Raw genomic sequence first — 22,985 nt, 5'->3', positions numbered from 1 at the left:
TAGGAATATTCTAATTTATATAAAGAGCAGGCGGTGAGTGTTATATGTACTTAGTTGTAAGTATTATGTATGTAAATCCCGTTTTAAAATGACTTTAATGTAAGGCTTTATTTTCAAATAAAGTGAAGTTTGAATATTTTTCATTATTAATCTTTAAAAAGCTCTAAACGTGTAAACCCCCTTTACAGTTTTGGGGGTCTCAATTGCTCCTTAAGTTACTTTAGCGCGTAAACTTGGTACAATTTAGCTGTCTTTAATTAATAGGTTTGACCATGAAGTATTTAGTTATTATTTTTACCTTGTTGTTTAGTTCAATGTCTTTTGCGCAGCAATCTGTCGATCTTGAAATAAATATGAAAAATACGGGCCTTGCGTATAAACAAGCAGTACAGGCAACTCAACTTAGTGAATTTAATACTGCGATTGATGAATTTATAAAGCTAGTAAAAGTAAGTAAAACAGGTAAGTTTTACAAAAAGCCTGAGCAGTCATTGCAGGGTCTTGATAAAGTGATTGCCCAAGCTGAGCTTGCTAAAAAAGCAGCGAACGAGCAGGGTCTAAGTGCAGCAAAAGAACCGTTAAAAAATATAGATAATTTACGTAAAAAATATCATGAGCTACATGAGCCTCCAGGGTTCTTTGAATTACTGTTCGGTTCATAAACCTAAACTATATGTATCTTTAGTCGCTACTTTTAAGCTAACTGCGTTAAAAGTATCTGCAGCAATAAATATAAGGAAACACAATGGAAATTTCAGTTTCAATGTTAGAAGGCCAAAAGCAAAGCGCTAAATTTGGCGACCTAGAAGTAATCAGCGATCAAAGTGTAAACGCTGGTGGCAACGCAGAGCATCCAGAACCGTTTGATTACTTTTTAGTAAGTATGGTTTTATGTGCAGGTTTTTATGCACGTAAATTTTGTGAGCAGCGTGATATTTCAACGCAAGGTATGACGCTTACTCAAAATAATGAAAATGTAGATGATAACGGTAAAAAGTTATTTTCAATTGAGATTAACCTACCAGACGGTTTTCCTGATAAATATAAAAAGGCGCTTATTGCAGCCGTTAATACCTGTACGGTAAAAAAAGTAATTCAGGCAGTGCCAGAGTTTTCAGTAGTGGTAAAATAATCCTCCCTAAATTAGGTAGCTTTAACAGGCTACCTAATTCTGTATAGTGCTCCACGGCTTAACTTATTTCTTTTTCGTTCCTTGTACTGCTTTAAAGCGTGGGTTGTTTTTACAAATTACAAATACACGACCTTTGCGTTTTACAATTTGACACCCCGGGCGTTGCTTGGCGCTTTTTAGAGAGCTTAATACTTTCATACCTTTTCCTTTTTAACAGTTGATAAACTTTTAAAACGACGGTTAAACTGCGCAACACGGCCATCTGTAGCAACAGTTTTTTGCTTGCCTGTATAAAATGGGTGTGAGTCACTTGATACGTCAATAGGTACATATGGATAAGTATTACCGTCTATTTCTACTGTGCGGCTTGTTTTAATGGTTGAGCCAATAATAAAGTAAGAATCGGCAGCAGTATCGTGAAAAGCAACCACTTGGTAATCAGGATGAATATTTGGTTTCATAATACGCCTCAATAAATGATATGTGATAATGTATCATTTTAATTTAACGTATTTATTCTCTCATTGCAAATTATTTAAATGCTCCCCAAAAGGGGCGTAATTGCTGGCTATTTGTGCAAATAAATCAAAAAATAAGCACTTGAATTAAAAATGCTGGCTATTGGCGTTTAGGCTGTTATAACTATATTTAAGAGTTAAAACGTTAACAAATACGGTTATAAAGTTATTACAGAGGTTATGTATGAGTGACGCAACACAACAACAAGAACAAATTGACCAAGGGGTGATGGAAACCCTAAGAGAGCGCGACCACAGTACCTTGGCGCAACAAGTAAATCCGTTAACCTGCAACCACAATGATATTGTAGAGTTACTAGCAAGGTATATGGCACTTAGTGAGCAAGAAGATGATGAGCTGTTTGATACTTGGTTTGATAATCTAACTAAAGAGCAACATACTGTTTTAAAAGTATTTGAAGTTTACCGTGGACAATATGAGCACCAAAATTAAAGTGTTTATTTTTGTAAGTATGCCAAATCCAGTGGTTATTTAAATAAAACTAAATAGCCACTACTACTTTTTAACTAGAAAGTAGTAATGTTGTATCAACCACTACTCCCACCTGTTTTCATCATAATTTTTTGCGGATTTAATCTTATCTTTATTTAGGTACGACTTACTGATATTCATAAGTATTTATTGCTATTTTAAGGTAATGTTCTAGTTTTAATAGACAGACTGTTTATAATTTAAATAAGTTTATGGGTTATATACTCGAAAATATTCGCTCCCATTTCGTAATTCATAAAACACTTAAAATTAATTGAGCTTTAATGATTAAACCTGAGATCCCAAGTAACGAAGCAGAGCGATTACATGCGTTAAAAACATTAAAAATTCTAGATACGTTGCATGAAGAGCGCTTTGATCGTGTTACTCGTATTGCCAAGCGTATGTTTAATGTTTCTATTTCATTGGTTACTTTAATTGACGAAGACCGCCAATGGTTTAAATCAAGGCAGGGGCTTGATGCGCCTGAGCTTCCTCGCGAAACCTCATTTTGTGGCCACACCATAAATCAAGACGAGTTATTAATAATCCCAGATACAGCTCAAGACGAAAGGTTTTTTGATAACCCCTTTGTTACAGGCGATCCTAAAGTACGCTTTTATGCAGGCTTTCCTTTAAAATTAAGGGAAGGAGTCATTATAGGCACTTTGTGCCTTGCCGATAATAAACCTAGACAACTCAATGATGAAGAAAAACAATTACTAAGAGATTTAGGCACGCTGGTTGAGCAAGAGATTCAATCAATTCAACTAGCTACAATTGACGAGTTAACAAGAATCTCTAACCGGCGTGGCTTTTTGAACCTTGCTGAGCATACGCTAAATGTATGTAGGCGAAACAAAGTATCAATGTCGTTTATATTGTTTGATCTTAATAAGTTTAAACAAATTAATGATATTTATGGACACCACGAAGGCGATTTTGTATTAAATAAATTTGCACAAATCATGCTTAGTTCATTTCGTGATTGTGAAGTCATAGGTCGACTTGGCGGAGATGAATTTGTAGCGATGTTAAGCGACTCAGACGAAACAAAAGCAGAGTTTGTTTTACAAAGGTTTGCGCAAGCAATAGAGCATGCTAATAATACCTTAAACAAGCCATACAAAATTGATTACAGTGTAGGAGTAACACACTTTAAACACGATACAGGTAAATCAGTTGAGGATATGATTCAAGATGCTGATGTTGCAATGTATCAGCAAAAAAAGCAGCAATCACTTTAGTAAGCTATTTAGTTTAGTTGCTGCTTGAGCTTCATTTAACTTCCTCATGCTAGTACGAATCTTATAATATGCCGTTATTCACTTTTGCAGTCATTTTTTGCAGCGGGTAATGCTAAAGACACATTTGGTTGCCAAATTCTGTTCCATATTTTATGAAGATTGTTTAAGTTTGGTCTTTGACTTATTTTTTCAAAGTTACCAATGCTCACTTCTGAATCATTTTTTTGACCCACTACAAAATTAAACACATAGTTGCGCTCCATACCCATACGTAAATCAGAAAGAACAATATTGCTTTGCTGTTGGCGCACCGAATAAAACCCTTTAGTAAACCACTGCAAGCGTTTTATAGCCCATTCATCGCTAATATTATTTAACAGTGAAGGCGTTGTTTGATAAGCCGTTAATGTAACATCGCTGGGCGCGTCAAATACTGATGCATAACCTTCGTAGTATTGTCCGTCAGACATTACAACAATACGCCACAGCAAAGTGGTTAGCGGCGCGGGCGTACTAACATAGGCATTTACTGATATTTGCCTGTTGTTGAGTGCAGTATTTACTTTGTCATCAATATTTACTTTTAAAATTAAAGCGCAGAATAAATACAGGCTACTTAAAACTAAGGCGGCTGCATTTATACGATAAGCCGTTGTTGCTTTTATTTTGGGTATTAGTGTACATATTACGCCAATTAATAAAGGAAGCGTGTAAGCGGGGTCAATAATAAACACACTAGAAACCGCAAAGGGGTACTCAGTAAAAGGCCAGAGTAGTTGTGTACCGTATACAGTTAGGCTGTCTAATAGGGCATGTGTAGATAAGCTTAAAAATACTAGCCAAAACCAGCGCACTTTATAAGTTTGCATTCCCGCGTGTACTTTTAATATTAGCCATACAATGAGCGGGCTAATTAATAAATGTATTAATAACGAATGGCTAAAGCCACGGTGGTAAGTAAATGCTTCTACAGAGCCGCCATAAGGCAAAAATACATCTAAATCAGGGAGAGTGCCTAAAATTGCTCCCCATAAAACGGCTTTTCGACCTATTTTATTGCCTAATACCGCATAACCTACAGCACTACCTAATGCTACCTGCGTTAAAGAATCCATTTTGATTAATACCTTTAATTACGACTTTTATTATTTATACTTTTTGATTATTCAAAAGCGTCAAAAAATAATGTGAAATATTTGATAAGCACATCAATGCCCAAAATTTATAAACTAAGCCTGGGTTTTATAAAATCTAAAAAAGCTGTAATGCGAGACGATACAGCACTATTTTTATAATACACGGCTTGTATAATTTCTCGGTTATTAGGTGAGCTAACTGCACTGGGTAACACTTCAACTAATTTACCTGTTTTTAGGTCATTGCCAATCATAAAGTGAGAAAGTAGCGCAACGCCTTGGTTTGCAATACATAGTTGCCGCACTGTTTCACCGCTGCTTGCGCTAAGCGAAAACGTAAATAAAGCGGGCTTTACTAACGGCCAAGTGTTTAATTTTGGGGAGTCACTAAAACCAATTATCTTGTGATTTTGTAAGTCATCTATTTGCGAAATTGTTGCGTTGTTTTTTATATATTCTGGGCTGGCTACAATACGTAACTGGCTGCAGCCAAGTTTACGAGCATGTAAATTTGAGTCTTTTAAATCACCAATGCGTATGGCTAAATCGGTTTTATGTTCAAGTAAATCAATAATGCTGTCGTGTGAGGTTATATCAAGCGTTATGTGAGGGTATTGCTTGGCAAATTCGCCAATTAAAGGCGTAAGTTGGTGCAATACAAAAGGGCTTGCAGCATCTATACGCAGCTTGCCACTTGGCGCTTGTTTTAAAAGCTTTATGGCTTCTTCACCGGTATAAAGCGTATTTAACCCTTCGCGTGCAAATTTTATAAAAGTATGGCCTTCTTCGGTAAGCTCTAACCGGCGTGTTGTTCTGTTTAGCAAAGTACATTGCAGTGTATTTTCAAGGCGTGATACAGCTCGCGACACTTTAGCCACCTGCTGATCGAGCAAATTAGCCGCCCCGGAAAAGCTTCCGCAATCTACTACCGTTATAAACGTTTCTAAATCTTCAGTTTTTGAATGAACTGCCATAAGTATACCAACACCATCTTTGCATTATTAACAAAAGTATTTTGTCACTAATGCTATTTTTTGCAAACGATATTTTAGCCAAACTACATTCTTCAAATATTAATGAGGATATAACTATGCCATTGGCTTTGTGGGCGCTTACCTTAAGCGCATTTGCAATCGGAACAACTGAGTTTGTAATAGTGGGATTAGTACCCACCATTGCAAATGACTTAGGCGTAAGCCTACCTTCAGCAGGTTTGCTTGTAAGTTTATATGCGGTTGGCGTTGCCATCGGTGCGCCGGTGCTAACGGCTTTAACGGGTCGTTGGAATCGTAAAGTGGTACTAATAAGCTTAATGGGCTTATTTTTTTTAGGTAACTTACTTGCATGGCAAGCGCCTAGTTATGAAACACTCATACTGGCTAGAATATTAACAGGCCTAGCTCACGGTGTGTTTTTTTCAATTGGCTCTATGATTGCCACAAGCTTAGTAAGTAAAGACAAAGAAGCCAGTGCTATCGCGATTATGTTTACAGGCCTTACCGTTGCACTTGTAACGGGTGTGCCGTTAGGTACTTGGATTGGCCAACACTTTGGTTGGCGTGCAACGTTTTTAGTGGTATCGCTGTTGGGTTTAATTGCTTTGCTAGGAAGCGCTATTTTAGTGCCTAAGAATTTAAAACAGTCTATCCCGGCTACGTTTAAAGAGCAGCTTCAGGTTATTGTTAAGCCGCGCTTATTGCTCGTATATTTAATGACAATTTTAGGATACGGCGGCACGTTCACTGCGTTTACTTACTTAGCACCTATTTTAGAGCAACAAACTGGCTTTGCCCCCTCAGCTATTAGTTTAATAATGCTGGTTTATGGTGTGTCGGTAGCGGTTGGTAATATATGGGGTGGAAAATTGGCTGATAAACGCGGCCCAATTAGCGCACTGAGTATTATATTCAGCGCTTTGAGTATTATTTTACTGATATTTACCTTCACGATGGAATCAAAAATTGCCGCTGTACTTACTATTTTAGTCTGGGGCGCATTTGCTTTTGGTAATGTGCCAGGCTTGCAACTTTATGTAGTAAAGCAAGCGCAAAAGCACACGCCCAATGCGGTAGATGTTGCATCAGGTTTAAACATAGCCGCATTTAATATTGGTATTGCACTTGGCTCAATTATTGGCGGTAGCGTAGTAGAGAACATGACCCTGCAAGATACAGCATGGATAGGCGCCGTTATCTCTGTTTTAGCACTTGGTGTTACACGCTACAGCGGTATGCTTGATAAACGTGAAATTCAGCAAGCATAAAGCCTTAGCAGGGTCTGTTGACCTTTTAGGATTAAATTTGTTCAATCTAGGGATGATTTAATCACGGAGCGAGGTTTGTAACCTAGTGGGCTCGATAACTGCTCCTGCGTTATTCTACTGGCTTACATCCATGTAAGAATAAGTAAAAATCGAGGGACAAAGAGTAAATCCACCCTAGGAAGAACCTACAGGCAGCGCGTATTTGGCATTTATGCTGCGTTATCGCCTATTAATGTGGAACAACCACACTGCATAGGCTCTGCCTTGCCTAAATACCAAATACACTGCTGCAAATGTAATCTCTAAAGATTAACAGACCCTAACCTTGAAACTAAAATTAATGACCTCATACATGTTATGAGGTCATAGATTTTTAAGTGACAGTCGTAATAAGAAGTAAAAGGTGTATTTCGTAAAACTTTTAAAAGTTTGTATTTCAAAACCGATTATTTTATAAGGATAAACCATGACAAAACGTGTAATAGAAATGCCAGAACTAGGTATGGGAACATTCCGCTTAGAGGGCGACACTGCCTATAACTCAGTAAAAATGGCACTCGAAGTTGGGTTTCGCCATATTGATACCGCACAAATTTATGGCAACGAAGAGCAAGTAGGTCAAGCCATAAAAGATAGTAATATTCCGCGCAGTGAAATATTCTTAACCACCAAAGTGTGGAATAACAAATTAAATAAAAGCGACTTTATCCCAAGCGTTAAAAAGTCACTTGAAAAGCTACAAGTTGATTCGGTCGACTTACTGCTAGTTCATTGGCCATCGCCTGCTAACGACGAGCCAATGAGTGAATACCTCACTGAATTACTAAAAGCGAAGCAACTTGGTTTAACTAAGCACATTGGTGTATCAAACTTCACTATTGCAAACTTAAATGAAGCAATGCAAACGCTTGACTCGCGTGAAATATTTACCAATCAGGTTGAGGTTCACCCATATTTAACTAATACTAAATTGCGTGCATTTTGTGCTCAGCACGATATACATGTAACTGCGTACATGCCATTTGTAGTAGGTAAAGTACTTAAAGATCAAACCATTATCGACATTGCTAACAAGCACGATGCAAGTCCAGCACAAGTTGTTTTAGCATGGGTTAACGCAAGCGGCATGACGACAATTCCATCATCAACTAAGCGCAAAAACTTAGAAGATAACTTTAACGACCACGTTAAGTTAGATGATGAAGACATAGCCCGCATTGATGGTCTTGATTGCGGCGACCGCCAAGCAACACCGGACTTTGCGCCGCAGTGGGATCAGTAAACTTACCTCAAACGCAAAGTTAAACTAAATATTTTAAGGTGTAGATTATCTACACCTTAACTTTTAAAAAGGAATACACATGTTAACGGTTATAGCGGCACTGTCGTGCAAAAATATTGATGCAGATGTAATGCTTACAGCACTTGAAAACTTACAAAAGTCATCGCGCCAAGAAGTAGGGTGCTTACGTTATGAACTATCGGTAAAAAGTGATAATGAACATACCGATTACGTTGTTAGCGAACAGTGGGCGTCTGACGAGCACTTTGAAGCGCATAAAAACGAGCCACACTTTAAAGCATTTGGTACGCAAGTTACTGGGCTTTTAACCAATAGTAGTATTGATGTATATAAATCAATTGGTTAGATTCTTTTATAGTGCCTTTTATGGTACGTATTAAAATACTTAGCTAAATTACATCTCATAAAGTAAATACTCAAATAGGTGCTGTTATCTTACATCACCTTTTATTCTTACACTCCAACCTGCCTAAATACTCAACTTCGCCAATATCAATGAAACCTATTAGGACTCTTTTTTGTTAATGCACAGTGCGTCGAAATCAAAAGAGGTTTATAACTTTATTAAAGTCGTTTTGGTATCACAACCCACTCTAATAAATAGCCTATTTAATTTGTTGTTTACATTAAAGTTCTCTGGTGTAAATTATAGAAATATAATATGGCATTTTAGTCAGCCGTAAATAGTTCGAGTGGTACTCAATGTGAGACTCAAAATAGCAAACTATTTATATATTTTTAGTGGGTTATATTTTTAGAGCTGAGTTAAATAAACTTATAACGGAGACATGGGTATGGAAATTAATAAATCTAATCAATCTATTCTTATTTTTGTAATCCCTTTATTAACTGCGTATTTCGGATCAAAAGTTATATTTCACTTATTTGCTTTTGAGTATCTTGTGTTTACAGATACTTTTGACATTCTAAAGCTACTCATTGATATTAGTATATTTGGAGTGTTGTTCTATATTAGTTCGCTGGGCGTTGGTTATGTCATCAGAGCTAAAACATAAGTTTTTTTAATCATTAGCTGGTGAATTGCTAGCTGAAAAATCACAGCCAATAAAGCCTTAATAGCTTTAAACTGTATAATTTATATGGAGATAATAATGAAAAAATTAATCGCAATAGTAGCGTTGTTAGGCTTTGCCTCATTTGCACAAGCTAATGATAGTTTTGTAGTGAATGCTAAATTTTATGATAATAAAAACTTAATTGGTTCACCTGTTTTAGTAGTTAATTCAAATGAAGAGGCGTCAGTTTCAGTTGATAATTTGTATAGTTTTGCTCTTACAGTAACGCCAATTGATGATTCTACTGTTAGTTTAGCAACTGACCTAAAACTAGGTGGAAAACATATGGCTCCCTCTTTAGTTGTTGAAATAGGCAAAGAAGCAAGTATTAATGTTGATGGTAAAGAACTGTCAGTTTTAGTAAGCAAATCAAGCAGTTAATAATACCAACCTGCATAAATCTTTGATCAATTTAACGAATTAAATTGCACTATAACGTCGTTAAAAATTTTTTATTTAGAACAACTAGATATAAAAATTTTTGCCTAGTTCTAGCGTAATTTTCTTAACGTTAAATAGACCCCATATATAAGCAGATTGGTATAAGTTAAAAACTAGGAATATAATTAATGAGAAACTCAAAAAATGAGATAGTAAAATATGGAGTCTCTTTTGGTACGGCCCTAGCAATTGCTATTTCATGGAGTGCTAATGAGTCTGTTTTATGGGCAATTTTGCACGGTTTTTTGTCTTGGTTTTATGTTATTTGGCATGTAATTACGCGATAAGTATTTTCGCGTGTGCACTCATTGATTATGTATATTTCGGTCAATGTTAATACTCGAGCAATTACCATCTAAAACTATTAAGTTAAAAATATAAAAGGAATAATTAATAATGAAAGGTGCTGGTGGAAGCTCTGGTGGTATTGGGCATTTTTTTATTGGTTTAATTATGATGTGCGGTGGATTTTATATGCTGCTAAACGCAATTTCGGTGACCTCTAATTTTGGACTAAGTTCTCGCATTTATAGTGTTAATGCTTTAGGTGGCTTTGGCGTTACAGGCGGCATGGTTATGATCCCGTTTATTTTTGGTGTGGGTCTGATTTTTTATAATTCTAAAAATATTTTAGGCTGGGTGCTATCTCTTGGCTCGTTAACCGCACTCATATTTGGTGTTATATCGAGTGTTCGATTTAGTATGCGAACTATGACGTCGTTTGATTTGATTGTTATTATAATTTTAGCGTTTGGCGGTTTAGGGCTGTTTTTACGCTCGCTCAAATCTATTGATACTTAAATAGTTACCACGCTTTGTTTTAAATACAATTTTAATTATAGGCATTTAACATGATGTTCTAATGCCTAAGCTAATACATTAATAATGTAATCCTTCCTATTTACTGCTTAACCAGTAAAGTATTTTAAAGAGATTTATGTGAACAACTCAATACAGCTAAAACTAATTGCTACTCACTTATTAGCACAAAGAGAAGAAAACCCAGCGCGTTCAAACTTTCCTAAAGAGTTAGTACTAGACTCGACTGACGATGCGATTGAAGTACAAAAGTTGATGATTTATTTAAATGATCAAACTGTATATGGCTGGAAGTGTATGCTGCCTTTAGATGATGGCTCAATTATATTAGCGCCTCTTTTACATGCACCTATAAAACAAGCTGAAAATTGCCCACTGTATACAACAAATAACAAAGCGCTGATAGAACCAGAAATTGCATTTATTTTACAAAGCGATTTACCAAGTAATAAAACCTATACAAATGAAGACGTAGATACTGCATTTGCCAGCGCCCATTTAGCACTTGAGCTTATTCAAAAAAGGTTTGATGAAGGCACTCCAAGCACTCACATTGAAAAGCTTGCTGATGGCCTATCTAATCAAGGCGTGTATTTAGGCCCACAAATAGATAAAGCCAAAGCGTATAACGCAAATACTGTAAATATTAACGTTAAGCAAACTGAGCTGGAGTTAAACTTGGCAGGTGTGCATCCTGCAGAACTTGCGCAGCTTCCACTTTATTGGGCGGTTAATTACTTATCAGCAAAGGGAATTAATTTAAAAACTGGGCAAGTGTTTATAACAGGCTCTTATTGTGGTGTTGTTGAGCTTAATACAGATCAGTTAACCACGGTTAGTTACGAAGACTTAGGGTCTGTTAGCACTACGTTTTTATCAAAGTAAATTTAGCGTTACTTAATAGATAAATCATATTTTAAAATAAGCGCATCTATGTAACGGGTGCGCAAAGTGTGTTGTTTTTCATGATCGGCGCCATGCCCTAACGCTTTGTTTAAAAGCTTTATGGCGGGGTGTAATAGCGCTCTTTCTTCTTGGTTTAAACTCGCTTTACTGCGCAGTTCTGTAATGTCGTCAACTAATAGCCTGCCAATGTCTACAGAGACTATTTCGTCTATTAATCCATTTTGAGTAAGTACGCCATATTTACTGCATAAAAACTGTTGCCAAACTTGCTGTAAGTGCTCGTCTATTTCACAGCCAAATAGCTCTTCGCTAAACGTAAATCCTTGCTGAGCGAGTTTAGTTAGGCTTGCAGTATATTGCTGCGCAAAATAATTAAAAGCATGGCTTGATGATTCTATTTTTTGTTTTAAAAGGCCTTGCCCCCAATTAACACAGCCGCGCGGATAATAGTCGTCATATTCTTCGCATTCATACAAACCCGAATATGAGCTGCAGCTAAGTTGACTTTTAATACAGTAACTTGGTTTGGGGAACACACTTCGCTCTTGCCAAGCTAAAAGTGTATCTGCATCTATGTTTAATGCTTGGCACAGTTCATCGGTGTTATAAAAATGAGTTGCTAAGTAGTCAGATAAACGCATAAAGCCTCTGGTATCGTTAAAATAAAATACTGTTTATATATACAGTTGTTCATTTTGTATTACCAAACTCAATAACACAAGCGATTTTATAATTAAATGTGCGCTTATACCTCCAAAAATACCGGCAAGTATGTTACAAATAGCGCAAGTTTTATAAATAATGAATTTTTATGCGCACCCTAGAGAAAATTAAACAAGCAAGCCTTATTACAGCTATTAAAACGCCATATTTAGCAAACGGTGAAATTGATCTCGCAAAGTACGATGAACTCGTTGAAATACAAATTGCAGCGGGCGTTGATGGCATTGTAGTCGGTGGCACAACAGGCGAAGGCCAGTTAATGAACTGGGAAGAGCATTTAATGCTTATAGCGCACAGTGCAAACAAGTATGGCGACAAACTGGTTATTGTTGGTAATACCGGTAGTAACAACACCCGTGAAGCGATTAAAGCAACTAAATATGGCTTTGCCAGCGGTATGGATGCAGCACTGCAAATTAACCCATATTACGGACGTACGTCAATCGCGGGTGTTAAAGAGCACTTTAAACGCGTACTTGATATTGGACCTGCCTTTATTTACAACGTAGCAGGTCGCACAGGTCAAGACCTAACACCTGATATTATTGAACCATTAGCACAGCACTCGAACCTAATTGGTATTAAAGAATGTGGCGGCAATGAGCGCATTGCACACTATGAGCAGCAAGGCATTGCGTGTTGGTCTGGTAACGACGATGAAGCACACGACGCTCGTCATGTACACAAAGCTCACGGTGTTATTTCGGTTACTTCTAACCTTGTTCCTGGGTTGTTTCGCCAATTAATGGATACTAAAAATGATGAGTTAAATACGTCATTACAACCATTAATGAGCTGGTTGTTCTGTGAGCCAAACCCTATTGCTATTAACACTGCGATGATGATGACAGGTGCAGTAAATCCAGTATTTAGATTACCGTATTTACCGCTTAGTGATGAGCAACAAAAAGTAGGTTTGCCATTAATAAATGAGCTTAACGAACGTGAAGTTGTCGGTGGTAAAGCACAGTTATTAAAACAAAATGAGGTATTAACGCTTTCTTGAGTTGATAATCAATATTTTAATGACTTAACAAACTAATTTTTAGCTTTTAATCCAGTTTAAAGCTAACTGTTGACTCGTTTTTGCTGTATAATTTGCGACCCTTGATAATGTGGCCGTAGGTTATACAGCATGAATTTTAAATCTTTTAGTTTCGCTCCTGAAATCATCCAGGCGTTGGACGAACTTAACTATCACACTCTTACGCCCATTCAGCGCGCAGCAATCCCTGCTGTTCGTAAAGGTAAAGACGTTTTAGCCAGTGCACAAACTGGTACCGGCAAAACTGCCGCGTTTGCTTTACCTATCATCCAAAAATTGGTTGAGTCTGAACTCAGCACAACGAATGCACCTCATGCGTTAGTACTTGCTCCAACGCGTGAACTTGCAGAACAAATTGCAAATAATTTTAGAGATTTTGCAAAGCATACATCACTTAAAGTCGTTAGTTTATTTGGTGGTGTTAGTACCGCCGGCCAAGCAAACGCTTTAAAAGAAGGTGTTGATATTGTTGTTGCAACACCAGGTCGTTTATTTGATCATATTCGTTTAGGTAACTTAAGCCTTGCAAGTGTTAAGCACCTTGTTCTTGATGAAGCCGACCGTATGCTTGATATGGGCTTTATTAAAGACATGCAAAACGTGATTAAAAGCTGTGCAGAAGAGCGCCAGATTTTACTTTTCTCTGCTACTTTCCCTGCAGCAATTAAACAATTTGCATCTAAAGTATTAAAACAAGCTGAAATAGTGCGTGTTGATCAAACTAACAGTACAGCAAGTACTGTTGAGCATGTTGTTTACCCTGTTGAAGAACGTCGTAAGCAAGAACTACTTTCTGAATTGATTGGTAAGAAAAACTGGCAACAAGTGCTTGTATTCGTAAACATGAAAGAAACGGCTGATGAGCTTGTTAAAGAGCTTAACCTTGATGGTATTCCGGCAGGCGTTTGCCACGGTGACAAATCTCAAGGTAACCGTCGTCGTGCTTTACGTGAGTTTAAAGAAGGCAAAGTACGTGTATTAGTGGCTACAGAAGTGGCTGCTCGTGGTATTGATATTGATGGCTTACCTCGTGTAATTAATATTGATTTACCATGGCTTGCAGAAGATTACGTTCACCGTATTGGCCGTACAGGTCGTGCTGGTCGCCAAGGTCAAGCAATCTCATTTGTTAGCCGCGAAGAAGAAAACACTTTGTTTGAAATTGAAACGTTAATCGGTCAAAAAATCAAACGTGTATATTTAGAAGGTTACGAAGTAAGTAACCGTGAAGTACTAATTGATAAAATTGGTAAAAAACCAGCGCATTTACGCCGTACACGTTCTAACAAGTTATCAGGACAAGCAACCGGTGAAGCGAGAGCAGTAAATCGCTCACGTATTTCAAGCGTTCGTAAAAGCTTAAAAGGCGAAAAACTGTCACTTAAAAAGTCATAGTTAACGCCGTTTAGTTTAAAAAAACCTGAGTTTACTCAGGTTTTTTTGTGCCTGGTGATAACACCTCATCAATAATATTTGCGTATAAATAAGCCGCTTGCTCGCCCTCTTTATTTGCTATTATGGACAAACCAACCGGTAAACCACTTACTTTGCCTACCGGCAGAGTTATGTGCGTTGTGCCTGCAATAGCAGATAACGAACTACTACTACCATTAAAATTATCACCATTAACTAAGTCTGTCTTCCAGGCGGGTGATACTGTAGGCGCTATAACAATATCAAGCTTGTTGTTTTTATATACATTAACAATGGCTGTCGTTGCTAAAGTGCGATAGCGTTCTTTAGTCTCTTGGTATTTTTGTTTGTTAGTTAAATCAATAGCCTGAGATTGAACTAGGATGTCTTGCTCAAAGTGGGGCATTTCTGTATTTTTATTTTGAATATTAAAATTAATAAGTGCTTTTAGGCTTTTAACAGCTACTTGCGCGGGAGTGATTGCAAGATAATGATTAATTTCGGCTTTAAAGTCGTAAAGTAAAATATAGTATTCATCAACAAATAGCGTATCTAAGTTATCAGTAATATCTACATTAATAACAGTGTGCCCAGCCTGTTTTAATGCTTGTAACTGCTTGGCATAAAGGCGCTGCGTTTCAACTGTAAATTTGTCGCTAGGCAGTGCACCAATAATAAGTGACGATTTTGATTTTAGATTACCTGTATTTAATTTAAACCCTGTAGTTGTTGCATCGAGAGAGTCCTCACCTTGCAAAACTGATAAAACCAGCAATGCATCTTTAAGTGAATGCGCCATCGGCCCTACTGAGTCTTGACTACTAGAAAGAGGCACAACACCTGAGCGTGATACTTGGCCCATACTCGGTTTTATTGCATAAACTCCATTTACTGAGGCAGGGCACGTAATTGAACCGTCTGTTTCAGTCCCTAATGCTATGGGCGCAAAGTTAAGTGCGACTGCCACAGCAGAGCCTGCACTAGAACCACATGGATTACGTGTTACATCGTGCGCATTATGTGTTTGTCCGCTTACGGCACTCCAGCCTGACGATGAATAGGATGAACGAAAATTTGCCCATTCACTTAAATTAGCTTTACCTAAAATTATAGCGCCCGCATTACGTAGTTGTTTAACAACAAAAGCATCATTATTAGTAACGTTATTTTTAAGTGCTAAAGAGCCAGCCGTTGTGGGAAGTGTGCCTTTTGTTTCTATATTATCTTTAAGAAGTACAGGTATTCCGTGTAATGGACCTGTCCAAGTGTCTTTGGCGGCAAGTTCATCTAACGTTTTAGCTTGAGCAATCGCTGTAGGCTCAATAGTAATAACTGCATTGTATTGTGGGTTAAGTTTATTAATTCGGTCTATATAATTTTGGGTGAGTTGCTGTGCATTAATAGAATTATTTTTATATGCACTGTGGATTTCATCGATGGTTTTTAGCTCTTGTGCTTTAGCGTTAAAAATTGCTAATACACTAAGCAACGAAAAGGTAAATGTTTTGATCATTGTTGAGGTGCTTGAGTTGTTATTATTTTCTATACATTTAGCACAAAAAAACCTCACAAAGTGAGGCTTTTCGATAAACAGCTTAAAAAAGAGGTTTAAGCGCTTTCTAACATAGACAGTGCGACTGCTTCAGCTGCTTTAATACCATCAATACCCGCTGATAAAATACCGCCAGCGTAACCTGCGCCTTCACCTGCAGGGTAAAGCCCTTTGGTGTTAATACTTTGGAATGTTTTATCACGCTTAATACTAATAGGCGACGAAGTACGTGTTTCAACACCGGTTAATAAACCGTCGTTAGTTGAAAAGCCACGAATTTGTTTATTAAACGCTGGTATCGCTTCGCGAAGGGCATCAATTGCAAATTGTGGTAACACTTTACTCAAGTCAGTTAACTTAATACCAGGTGTGTAAGAGGGTTGTACTTCACCTAAGTCTGCAGATGATTTACCTTTTAAGAAATCTCCAATTAACTGTGCTGGTGCATCGTAGTTGCTACCACCAAGCTCATACGCTTGCTCTTCAAGTTTGCGTTGTAAGTCTATTCCGGCAAGTGGATTACCAGGGAAATCTTGCTCTGGTGATATACCTACCACAATAGCGCTGTTAGCGTTGCGCTCACTTCGTGAATATTGACTCATACCATTGGTAACAACACGGCCTTCTTCAGAGGTTGCCGCGACTACTGTGCCACCTGGGCACATACAAAAGCTGTAAACGGTGCGGCCATTGTCGCAGTGATGAACAAGTTTATAATCGGCAGAGCCTAAAATTGGGTTTCCTGCATTTGTGCCAAAACGACATTCATCGATCATTGATTGTTTATGTTCGATTCTAAAACCGACTGAGAATGGCTTTGCTTCAACATAAATCCCTTTTTTATGGATCATATCAAACGTGTCACGTGCGCTATGGCCAACGGCTAATACAACATGTCGAGTGTTTAGTTGCTCGCCATTTGAAAGCGTTAAACCTGTTACTTGCCCGTCGTCTAAATGAATATCGTCAACACGTGTGCTAAAGCGAATTTCGCCGCCAAGCTCTATTATACGAGCGCGCATTTTTTCAATCATGGTGACAAGTTTAAACGTACCAATGTGTGGCTTACTTACGTATAAAATTTCATCGGGTGCGCCTGCTTCTACAAATTCAGTAATGACTTTTCGGCCATAATGCTTTGGATCTTTTACTTGGCTGTATAACTTACCGTCTGAGAATGTACCTGCGCCACCTTCACCAAATTGTACATTTGATTCTGTATTAAGTGTGCGTTTACGCCAAAAGCCAAACGTGTCTTTTGTACGTTCACGTACTTCTTTACCGCGCTCTAATATAATGGGTTTAAAGCCCATTTGAGCAAGTAATAAGCCCGCAAATAAACCACAAGGACCAAAACCAATCACGACAGGGCGCTCTTTGATATTATTGTTAGCTTGGGCTACAAATTTATAACTTGTGTCTGGTGCTACTTTTACATGCTGGTCTTTTTCAAATGCTGCGAGTAGCTCGGCTTCGTTATCAACTTCTATATCGAGTGTATAAATAAGTAAAATAGCTGATTTTTTACGTGCATCATAACCACGTTTAAACACATTAAAACTGTGCAATTGTTCAGGTTGGATTTTTAGTTTATTTACAATTGCTTGACCAATTGCGTCTTCGTCATGATCAAGTGGCAGCTTTATTTCGGTTAAACGTATCATTTATATCTCTTTTAGGTGTCATAGCGGGGTATTATTACCGCTCACAATAAGGGGATGCAGGACACAACGAGTGTGCAAACATTAGGCGCGCATTTTACGTTAAAATAGCCTGATATGGCACTTATTTATTGTATTTTTGGGGTGGATGGGTATGATCCACAACTGTTGTTCAAAATCTTAGGTATTAAAATAGTATGGCGTTTGTTGTCACCGAAAATTGTATAAAGTGTAAGTACACCGATTGCGTATCTGTGTGCCCAGCAGATGCATTTTTTGAAGGCCCTAATTTTTTAGCAATTAGCCCGATTGATTGTATCGATTGTGGTTTATGTGTCCCTGAGTGTTCAGCTGATGCGATATACCAAGAAGATGAGCTACCAGAGTCTCAAAAAGAGTTTACTGAATTAAATGCTGAACTTGCACTGGTCTGGCCGCGCATTACAGAGGTTAAACCTGCACCAGAGGACGCTGATGTATGGAATGGCATAGACGATAAGCTTAAACTACTCGAAACATAATACATAACAATTAGTTACTCCTTTATCATTAAATAGTTAATTTTTCATTTCAAAGTATTAACAAATGTACCTGGATAAATTACAATCCTCAGCTTATGTTGCTCCTTATGAGTAATTACAGTCTAAATGGATGTTTATGCAGTACTTTATAACTATAATAAAAAAGTTTACCTTCCTATTTTTAAGTTTTGCTTTATTACTTTCAAGCCTTGATGTAGCGGCTAAAAAACAGCAAGTATCCTTGTCCCGTATTAATTCAAATATCACCGTTGATGGTGTTATGGATGAAGCGCACTGGCAAAATGCAACACGTATATCTTTACTCTACCAAGATGAGCCTAACGAAAAAGGCACACCTCCTGTAAAAACTGATGCCTTTATTTACGAAGATGGCACTAACTTATATGTTGGTTTTATTGCTGAGGATCCTAACCCTGAGCAAATTCGTGCATCACTTCGTGACCGCGATACGCTATGGGAAGACGACGTCGTTATTCTTGTTATTGATACATTTAATGATGAACGCAGTGGTTATGAATTCCATGTGAACCCGCTGGGTGCGCAAGGCGATATACGAATGACCGACACCGATGGCTGGAGCTCTGATACCTCATGGAATGCTATTTGGGATAGCGCAGGACAAATTAACGACAAAGGTTATGTTGTTGAAATGCGTATTCCTTTTAAAGCACTGCGTTTTCCTGAAAATAAAAATGAGCTAACGTGGGGTTTTTCTGTAATGAGAAACTACCAACGTGATGTGCTATATCAGCTATCAAATATGGGGTTTGATAGAAATGTGAAATGCAGCCTTTGCCAGTTTGATAAGTTAGTTGGCTTTAGTGACATTGAATCAAGTAAAAATATCCAATTAACACCTACATTAACAACACTGCGTAACGATAATAAATCTGCGTTGCCAGGTGATTGGGATAAGGGTGATATAGATACTGAAGTGGGCTTAGATTTACGCTGGGGTTTAACAAAAGATGCTGTTTTAAACGCGACAATTAATCCTGATTTTTCGCAAGTAGAAACTGACTCTTTAGAGCTTGATGTAAATACAACCTTCTCAATTTATTACGCTGAAAAACGTCCTTTCTTTTTAGATGGTGCTTCTTACTTTAAAAGTAGCTTATTTGAGCTTTTATACACACGTACAATTGCAGAGCCTACTTTAGGTGCAAAGCTGACGGGTAAAACGGGCGATCATAGTTATGCGCTAATGCTAGCTGATGACGACAATAGTAATATTTTACTGCCAACGAATCAGGGCTCTGGCTTTGCAAGCTTAAACGAAAAAACGAATGCAGCCGCAGGGCGTTATCAATATGACTTAGGTCAGCAAGGTACTATTGGTATTTCAAGCACGCACAGAGAAAGTGATGACTATCACAACACTGTATTATCAGTGGATGGTAGCTACTGGTTTAATCAATCGGATACTCTTTTGTATCAAGTGTCATCTGCTGATACTCGTAACTCTGAATTTTTAATTCAAAATTATAATCTATCCGAAACTCAATCAGATGAAGCTTATGCTCTAGAATTTACCCGCGATAAACGTGATTACAAATTATTTTCATCTTATGAAAATATTGGGCAGGACTACCGCACTGATTTAGGTTATCAAGCTAAAGTCGATTATGAAAAAGTAGGCTTTGGTGGCGGACAAACATGGTACAGAGATGAGTCTGATTTACTTACCTCATGGTCATACGAAGCTGACTGGGATAAAACGTGGGCGCAAAATGGCGACTTACTTGAAGAAGAATACGAAGGCTTTTTGAGTTTTAAAGGTCAAAAACAATCTATTTTTGAAATTGGTTTAGTACACCGTTATGAAAATTATAATGACAATTTTTATAATCAAAATATTGGTTACATTTATACAGGCTTTAAACCCACTAAAGATTTAAAGTTATCATTATATGCTGAATACGCTAGCCGCATTGATTATGCAAATGAGCAATTAGGCGATGCGTTTGACACCCAAACCCAAATGGTGTGGGACATTAACGACCATTGGCAGCTCGATGTAAAACATAACTACAGCCAATTAGATAACCCACAAGGGGAGCGTGTATTTACAGCTAACTTAGTTGATTTTAGGCTCCATTATAAATTTAGTATGCGTTCAATCCTTAAGCTTATTTTGCAATTTGAAGATATTGATAGAGACGAAAATGCCTACTTTTATCAAGTTAGCCAAATTAACAAAGACTATGGTAGTCAGCTTGTTTACTCATATAAAATTAATGCGCAAACACTGTTTTATTTGGGTTACTCAGATAGAGGCTACCAAGACGATTCACTTAAAAATATTGAGCGAGATCAGCGTACCTTATTTACAAAAGTTAGCTATGCATGGCAGCTTTAAACTTTAATAATAACAGTACTAGCGATGATTTTTAACTAGTTTGAGTAGCAATACATCATGCGCAAGAATAATTTTTAAATGATGTACGACAGCGGAGCAAATGCGATTAAGGTTGAGTAAATATAAGTACTTAAAGCTGTAGTGGTGAGGCATAGATTAATGCGGCAGAAAAAACGACAAAGTTTATATACCGCATGTATTAAATTTTAAACAATTGAAACGTTTTTGTTTATTTTTATTAATCCCATCTATACTATATGTAGATATAGTTAGTTAATCCATTATCGTTACAATTTTTTGTTATTCTAATGGCTTAGGATTATATCAATGCTTGCGTAGTACTAAATGCAAGCGATATAATCCGCTTTTGGTAATAGGTTTGATAGGAGAAGCAAAATAGATGGATTTTTTTTATGAATAAACTTAAGCCGCTCGGTTTTATTTTCTTAATCATAGTTCTATTTTGTTTCTGCATAAACATAGAGTTAACTAATCAGATCAACCGTATAAATCTATTTCAGACTAATATTGATATACGAAGTTTCGAGATCACGAATACCTCCCTTGATATGGCTCCTTGGTATAATCCCATTTTAAATGGCCATTATATAATTAAGCAGCCAACAGCTGATTTTTTACTTATTAAAACCACTGATACCCAATTTGTAGCCGCTGATTCTAACAAGTTAATCATGATGACGCTCGCATCACCCATGAACTTTTTATTTTTATGTATATTGATATTTGGCTCAGGTATCTACTTACGTAGAGAACGTAGAAAACGTCATTATAAAAATCAAATAGCGGAACTCAACCGCCAAGCCAATAGCTTACTTACTGCATTTAATTTACAAGTTAAACCGGCAGAGAACCCATTAGGTGTAAGCAGCTTAAGTCAATCTATAAATAGCTTAAATTCACACGTAGTTAACTATGTAAAACAAACTCAAACAAGTATTTGTCAAGACAAACTGACGCTGTTAATTGACCGCCATGCATATATTGAACACATAGACAGACAAATAAATCATGCTAATCAGGAAGATCTCAAATGTGCGCTTCTATTTATCGACTTGGATGGCTTTAAACAAGTAAATGATTCGTTTGGCCACAGTTTTGGTGATGAAATATTAGTTCAAGTGGCCAGTCGACTTGCAAATGTTTTACGTCACCATAAGTTAAGTAATATTAATAGCGCTAATCAATTAGAGCAAAACTTATCAAGATTAGGTGGAGATGAATTCTCCATATTTATAGAACTACTTGATGATAGCGACAGAGTTGTTGACATTGCGAAGCACGTGTTAAGTGAGCTTGAAAAAGACTTTGTGCTTGGCAATAAAATAGTAAAAATTAGTGCCAGTATTGGTATTGCTGCTTACCCAGAAAGCGCGTCAACCCCACAAGCACTTTTACAACTAGCTGATGTTGCTATGTACAGAGCTAAGAGTGATGGTAAGGGAATATTTAAAGTTTACTCGCCAGAAATGGGTAACAAAATGCGCCGTTATCATTATTTACTCGAAGAATTGCGTTTAGCGCTCGCGTGTAAAGATTTTTACTTGTCTTTTCAGCCAATTGTACATGTTGAAGATTGTATGATTGATTATTTTGAAGCGCTTACACGTTGGGACCACCCAGTTGAAGGTATGATCCCACCTTCAGAATTTATTCCAATAGCAGAAGAGTCGAATTTAATATTAGAGCTTGGCGATTGGATTATGCTTGAATCGTGTCGGCAAATGGCTGCATGGCATAATGCAGGTATGCGCAAAGTTAAAATATCAGTTAACGTTTCGGGCATTCAGTTAAAGCACCGTGATATTTATGATTGGATAATGAAGAAGCTAAAAAAAACCGGCTTACCGGCGACGTCTTTAATGCTAGAAATTACCGAATCAACATTTATTCAAGCCAGTCCTAGAATAATCAAAGAGCTAAGTAGATTAAGAGAAGAAGGCATCACTATTGCAATTGATGACTTTGGTACAGGTTTTAGCTCGTTGAGTACATTAGCGGATTTACCAATTGATGTTATTAAAATTGATCGCTCGTTTATAGCTCAAGCCAATAAAAGCCAAAAATATAACGATATATTAAATACAATTAGTGAGCTTGGACAAAAGCTGGGCCTTAAAATTGTAGCTGAAGGCGTTGAAGAAATAGGGCAGTTTGAGCTTGTTAAAAAAATGGGTGTGAGTTCAGTTCAGGGGTATTTAGTGAGCCGTCCTGAGTCATCAGTTAATGTAGGCAATAAAGTATTACGTAATAACACCAGCAATCTTTCTGCATCGGGTACAAGTGCGTGGGATATTGTTAGTTAGTTAGTTAGTTAGTTAGTTAGTTAGTTAGTTAG

Annotated in this window: 22 protein-coding genes; 15 read left to right on the top strand and 7 right to left on the bottom strand. The window is 37.3% G+C overall.

From position 1 onward, the window contains the following. Positions 1 to 272 precede the first annotated feature (272 nt). Together H5089_RS12370 and H5089_RS12365 are read left to right on the top strand one after the other, a co-directional pair. On the top strand, positions 273 to 662 hold the full coding sequence (locus H5089_RS12370) for a cytochrome b562 (RefSeq protein ID WP_039487539.1): 390 nt from the start codon (positions 273 to 275) through the stop codon (positions 660 to 662). 83 nt (positions 663 to 745) lie between these two features. Continuing rightward, positions 746 to 1,132: an OsmC family protein gene (locus H5089_RS12365; RefSeq protein ID WP_002958670.1), complete on the top strand. Its 387-nt coding sequence runs from the start codon at positions 746 to 748 to the stop codon at positions 1,130 to 1,132. Between the two features lie 63 nt (positions 1,133 to 1,195). On the opposite strand, the gene ykgO is transcribed toward H5089_RS12365, so the two are convergent. Further along, positions 1,196 to 1,330 carry a type B 50S ribosomal protein L36 gene (gene ykgO, locus H5089_RS12360; RefSeq protein WP_182712302.1) on the bottom strand — a complete coding sequence of 45 codons (135 nt, stop codon included), beginning with the start codon at positions 1,328 to 1,330 and terminating at the stop codon, positions 1,196 to 1,198. Beyond that, positions 1,327 to 1,593, bottom strand: a complete 267-nt coding sequence (locus tag H5089_RS12355) for a type B 50S ribosomal protein L31 (RefSeq protein WP_182712301.1) — start codon at positions 1,591 to 1,593, stop codon at positions 1,327 to 1,329. Before H5089_RS12355 ends, ykgO begins: the two co-directional genes overlap by 4 nt. 241 nt (positions 1,594 to 1,834) lie before the next feature. Here H5089_RS12355 and H5089_RS12350 point away from each other — a divergent pair, with 241 nt between their 5' ends. Then, positions 1,835 to 2,104 (top strand): hypothetical protein, encoded by a 270-nt coding sequence (locus H5089_RS12350; RefSeq protein ID WP_039487544.1) that lies wholly within the window; start codon positions 1,835 to 1,837, stop codon positions 2,102 to 2,104. 323 nt (positions 2,105 to 2,427) lie between these two features. Next, positions 2,428 to 3,390: a sensor domain-containing diguanylate cyclase gene (locus H5089_RS12345; protein ID WP_182712300.1), complete on the top strand. Its 963-nt coding sequence runs from the start codon at positions 2,428 to 2,430 to the stop codon at positions 3,388 to 3,390. Between the two features lie 74 nt (positions 3,391 to 3,464). Here H5089_RS12345 and H5089_RS12340 read toward each other — a convergent pair whose 3' ends face one another. Both H5089_RS12340 and H5089_RS12335 read right to left on the bottom strand, forming a co-directional pair. Continuing rightward, positions 3,465 to 4,505: a metal-dependent hydrolase gene (locus tag H5089_RS12340; protein ID WP_182712299.1), complete on the bottom strand. Its 1,041-nt coding sequence runs from the start codon at positions 4,503 to 4,505 to the stop codon at positions 3,465 to 3,467. A gap of 107 nt (positions 4,506 to 4,612) precedes the next feature. Further along, positions 4,613 to 5,500, bottom strand: coding sequence for a LysR family transcriptional regulator (locus H5089_RS12335; protein WP_182712298.1), 888 nt, complete (start codon positions 5,498 to 5,500; stop codon positions 4,613 to 4,615). A gap of 116 nt (positions 5,501 to 5,616) precedes the next feature. Here H5089_RS12335 and H5089_RS12330 point away from each other — a divergent pair, with 116 nt between their 5' ends. From H5089_RS12330 to H5089_RS12305, 6 genes are all read left to right on the top strand, one after another. Continuing rightward, positions 5,617 to 6,789 (top strand): MFS transporter, encoded by a 1,173-nt coding sequence (locus H5089_RS12330; RefSeq protein ID WP_182712367.1) that lies wholly within the window; start codon positions 5,617 to 5,619, stop codon positions 6,787 to 6,789. A gap of 466 nt (positions 6,790 to 7,255) precedes the next feature. Then, positions 7,256 to 8,071: a 2,5-didehydrogluconate reductase DkgB gene (gene dkgB, locus H5089_RS12325; RefSeq protein WP_165724025.1), complete on the top strand. Its 816-nt coding sequence runs from the start codon at positions 7,256 to 7,258 to the stop codon at positions 8,069 to 8,071. A gap of 79 nt (positions 8,072 to 8,150) precedes the next feature. Then, entirely contained in the window at positions 8,151 to 8,438 is a 288-nt protein-coding gene (locus H5089_RS12320) for a putative quinol monooxygenase (protein ID WP_024605502.1), read from the top strand. A 766-nt stretch (positions 8,439 to 9,204) separates the two neighbouring features. Continuing rightward, on the top strand, positions 9,205 to 9,549 hold the full coding sequence (locus H5089_RS12315; protein ID WP_182692515.1) for a hypothetical protein: 345 nt from the start codon (positions 9,205 to 9,207) through the stop codon (positions 9,547 to 9,549). Positions 9,550 to 10,005: 456 nt separating this feature from the next. Beyond that, positions 10,006 to 10,410, top strand: a complete 405-nt coding sequence (locus H5089_RS12310; RefSeq protein ID WP_002958658.1) for a hypothetical protein — start codon at positions 10,006 to 10,008, stop codon at positions 10,408 to 10,410. Positions 10,411 to 10,548: 138 nt separating this feature from the next. Then, a complete protein-coding gene (locus H5089_RS12305) occupies positions 10,549 to 11,313 on the top strand; it encodes a 2-keto-4-pentenoate hydratase (protein ID WP_154902882.1) in 765 nt (254 codons plus the stop codon). A gap of 8 nt (positions 11,314 to 11,321) precedes the next feature. Here H5089_RS12305 and H5089_RS12300 read toward each other — a convergent pair whose 3' ends face one another. Then, entirely contained in the window at positions 11,322 to 11,975 is a 654-nt protein-coding gene (locus H5089_RS12300; protein ID WP_138490422.1) for a DUF6058 family natural product biosynthesis protein, read from the bottom strand. A 170-nt stretch (positions 11,976 to 12,145) separates the two neighbouring features. Here H5089_RS12300 and dapA point away from each other — a divergent pair, with 170 nt between their 5' ends. Both dapA and H5089_RS12290 read left to right on the top strand, forming a co-directional pair. Further along, complete coding sequence (gene dapA / locus H5089_RS12295; RefSeq protein WP_182712297.1) at positions 12,146 to 13,063, top strand: 4-hydroxy-tetrahydrodipicolinate synthase; 918 nt, start codon at positions 12,146 to 12,148, stop codon at positions 13,061 to 13,063. A 129-nt stretch (positions 13,064 to 13,192) separates the two neighbouring features. Beyond that, the gene (locus tag H5089_RS12290; protein WP_182712296.1) at positions 13,193 to 14,497 is read left to right on the top strand and encodes a DEAD/DEAH box helicase; all 1,305 of its coding nucleotides are present in this window, start codon (positions 13,193 to 13,195) and stop codon (positions 14,495 to 14,497) included. A gap of 31 nt (positions 14,498 to 14,528) precedes the next feature. Here H5089_RS12290 and H5089_RS12285 read toward each other — a convergent pair whose 3' ends face one another. Continuing rightward, positions 14,529 to 16,028 (bottom strand): amidase family protein, encoded by a 1,500-nt coding sequence (locus tag H5089_RS12285; protein WP_182712295.1) that lies wholly within the window; start codon positions 16,026 to 16,028, stop codon positions 14,529 to 14,531. 95 nt (positions 16,029 to 16,123) lie between these two features. Next, positions 16,124 to 17,731, bottom strand: coding sequence for an NAD(P)/FAD-dependent oxidoreductase (locus tag H5089_RS12280; protein WP_182673551.1), 1,608 nt, complete (start codon positions 17,729 to 17,731; stop codon positions 16,124 to 16,126). Positions 17,732 to 17,925: 194 nt separating this feature from the next. Between H5089_RS12280 and fdxA the strand changes: the two genes are divergently transcribed. The 3 genes from fdxA (at position 17,926) to H5089_RS12265 (ending at position 22,953) form a co-directional block, all read left to right on the top strand. Next, complete coding sequence (fdxA, locus tag H5089_RS12275; protein WP_002958626.1) at positions 17,926 to 18,249, top strand: ferredoxin FdxA; 324 nt, start codon at positions 17,926 to 17,928, stop codon at positions 18,247 to 18,249. Between the two features lie 136 nt (positions 18,250 to 18,385). Further along, the gene (locus H5089_RS12270) at positions 18,386 to 20,629 is read left to right on the top strand and encodes a carbohydrate binding family 9 domain-containing protein (RefSeq protein WP_182712294.1); all 2,244 of its coding nucleotides are present in this window, start codon (positions 18,386 to 18,388) and stop codon (positions 20,627 to 20,629) included. 569 nt (positions 20,630 to 21,198) lie between these two features. Beyond that, complete coding sequence (locus H5089_RS12265; protein ID WP_370660381.1) at positions 21,199 to 22,953, top strand: putative bifunctional diguanylate cyclase/phosphodiesterase; 1,755 nt, start codon at positions 21,199 to 21,201, stop codon at positions 22,951 to 22,953. Positions 22,954 to 22,985 lie beyond the last annotated feature (32 nt).

Source organism: Pseudoalteromonas sp. SR45-1, assembly GCF_014163655.1.
Lineage (GTDB): Bacteria > Pseudomonadota > Gammaproteobacteria > Enterobacterales > Alteromonadaceae > Pseudoalteromonas > Pseudoalteromonas distincta.
Note: the sequence above shows the minus strand (reverse complement) of the source record. Positions and strands in the feature narration are given on the sequence as shown.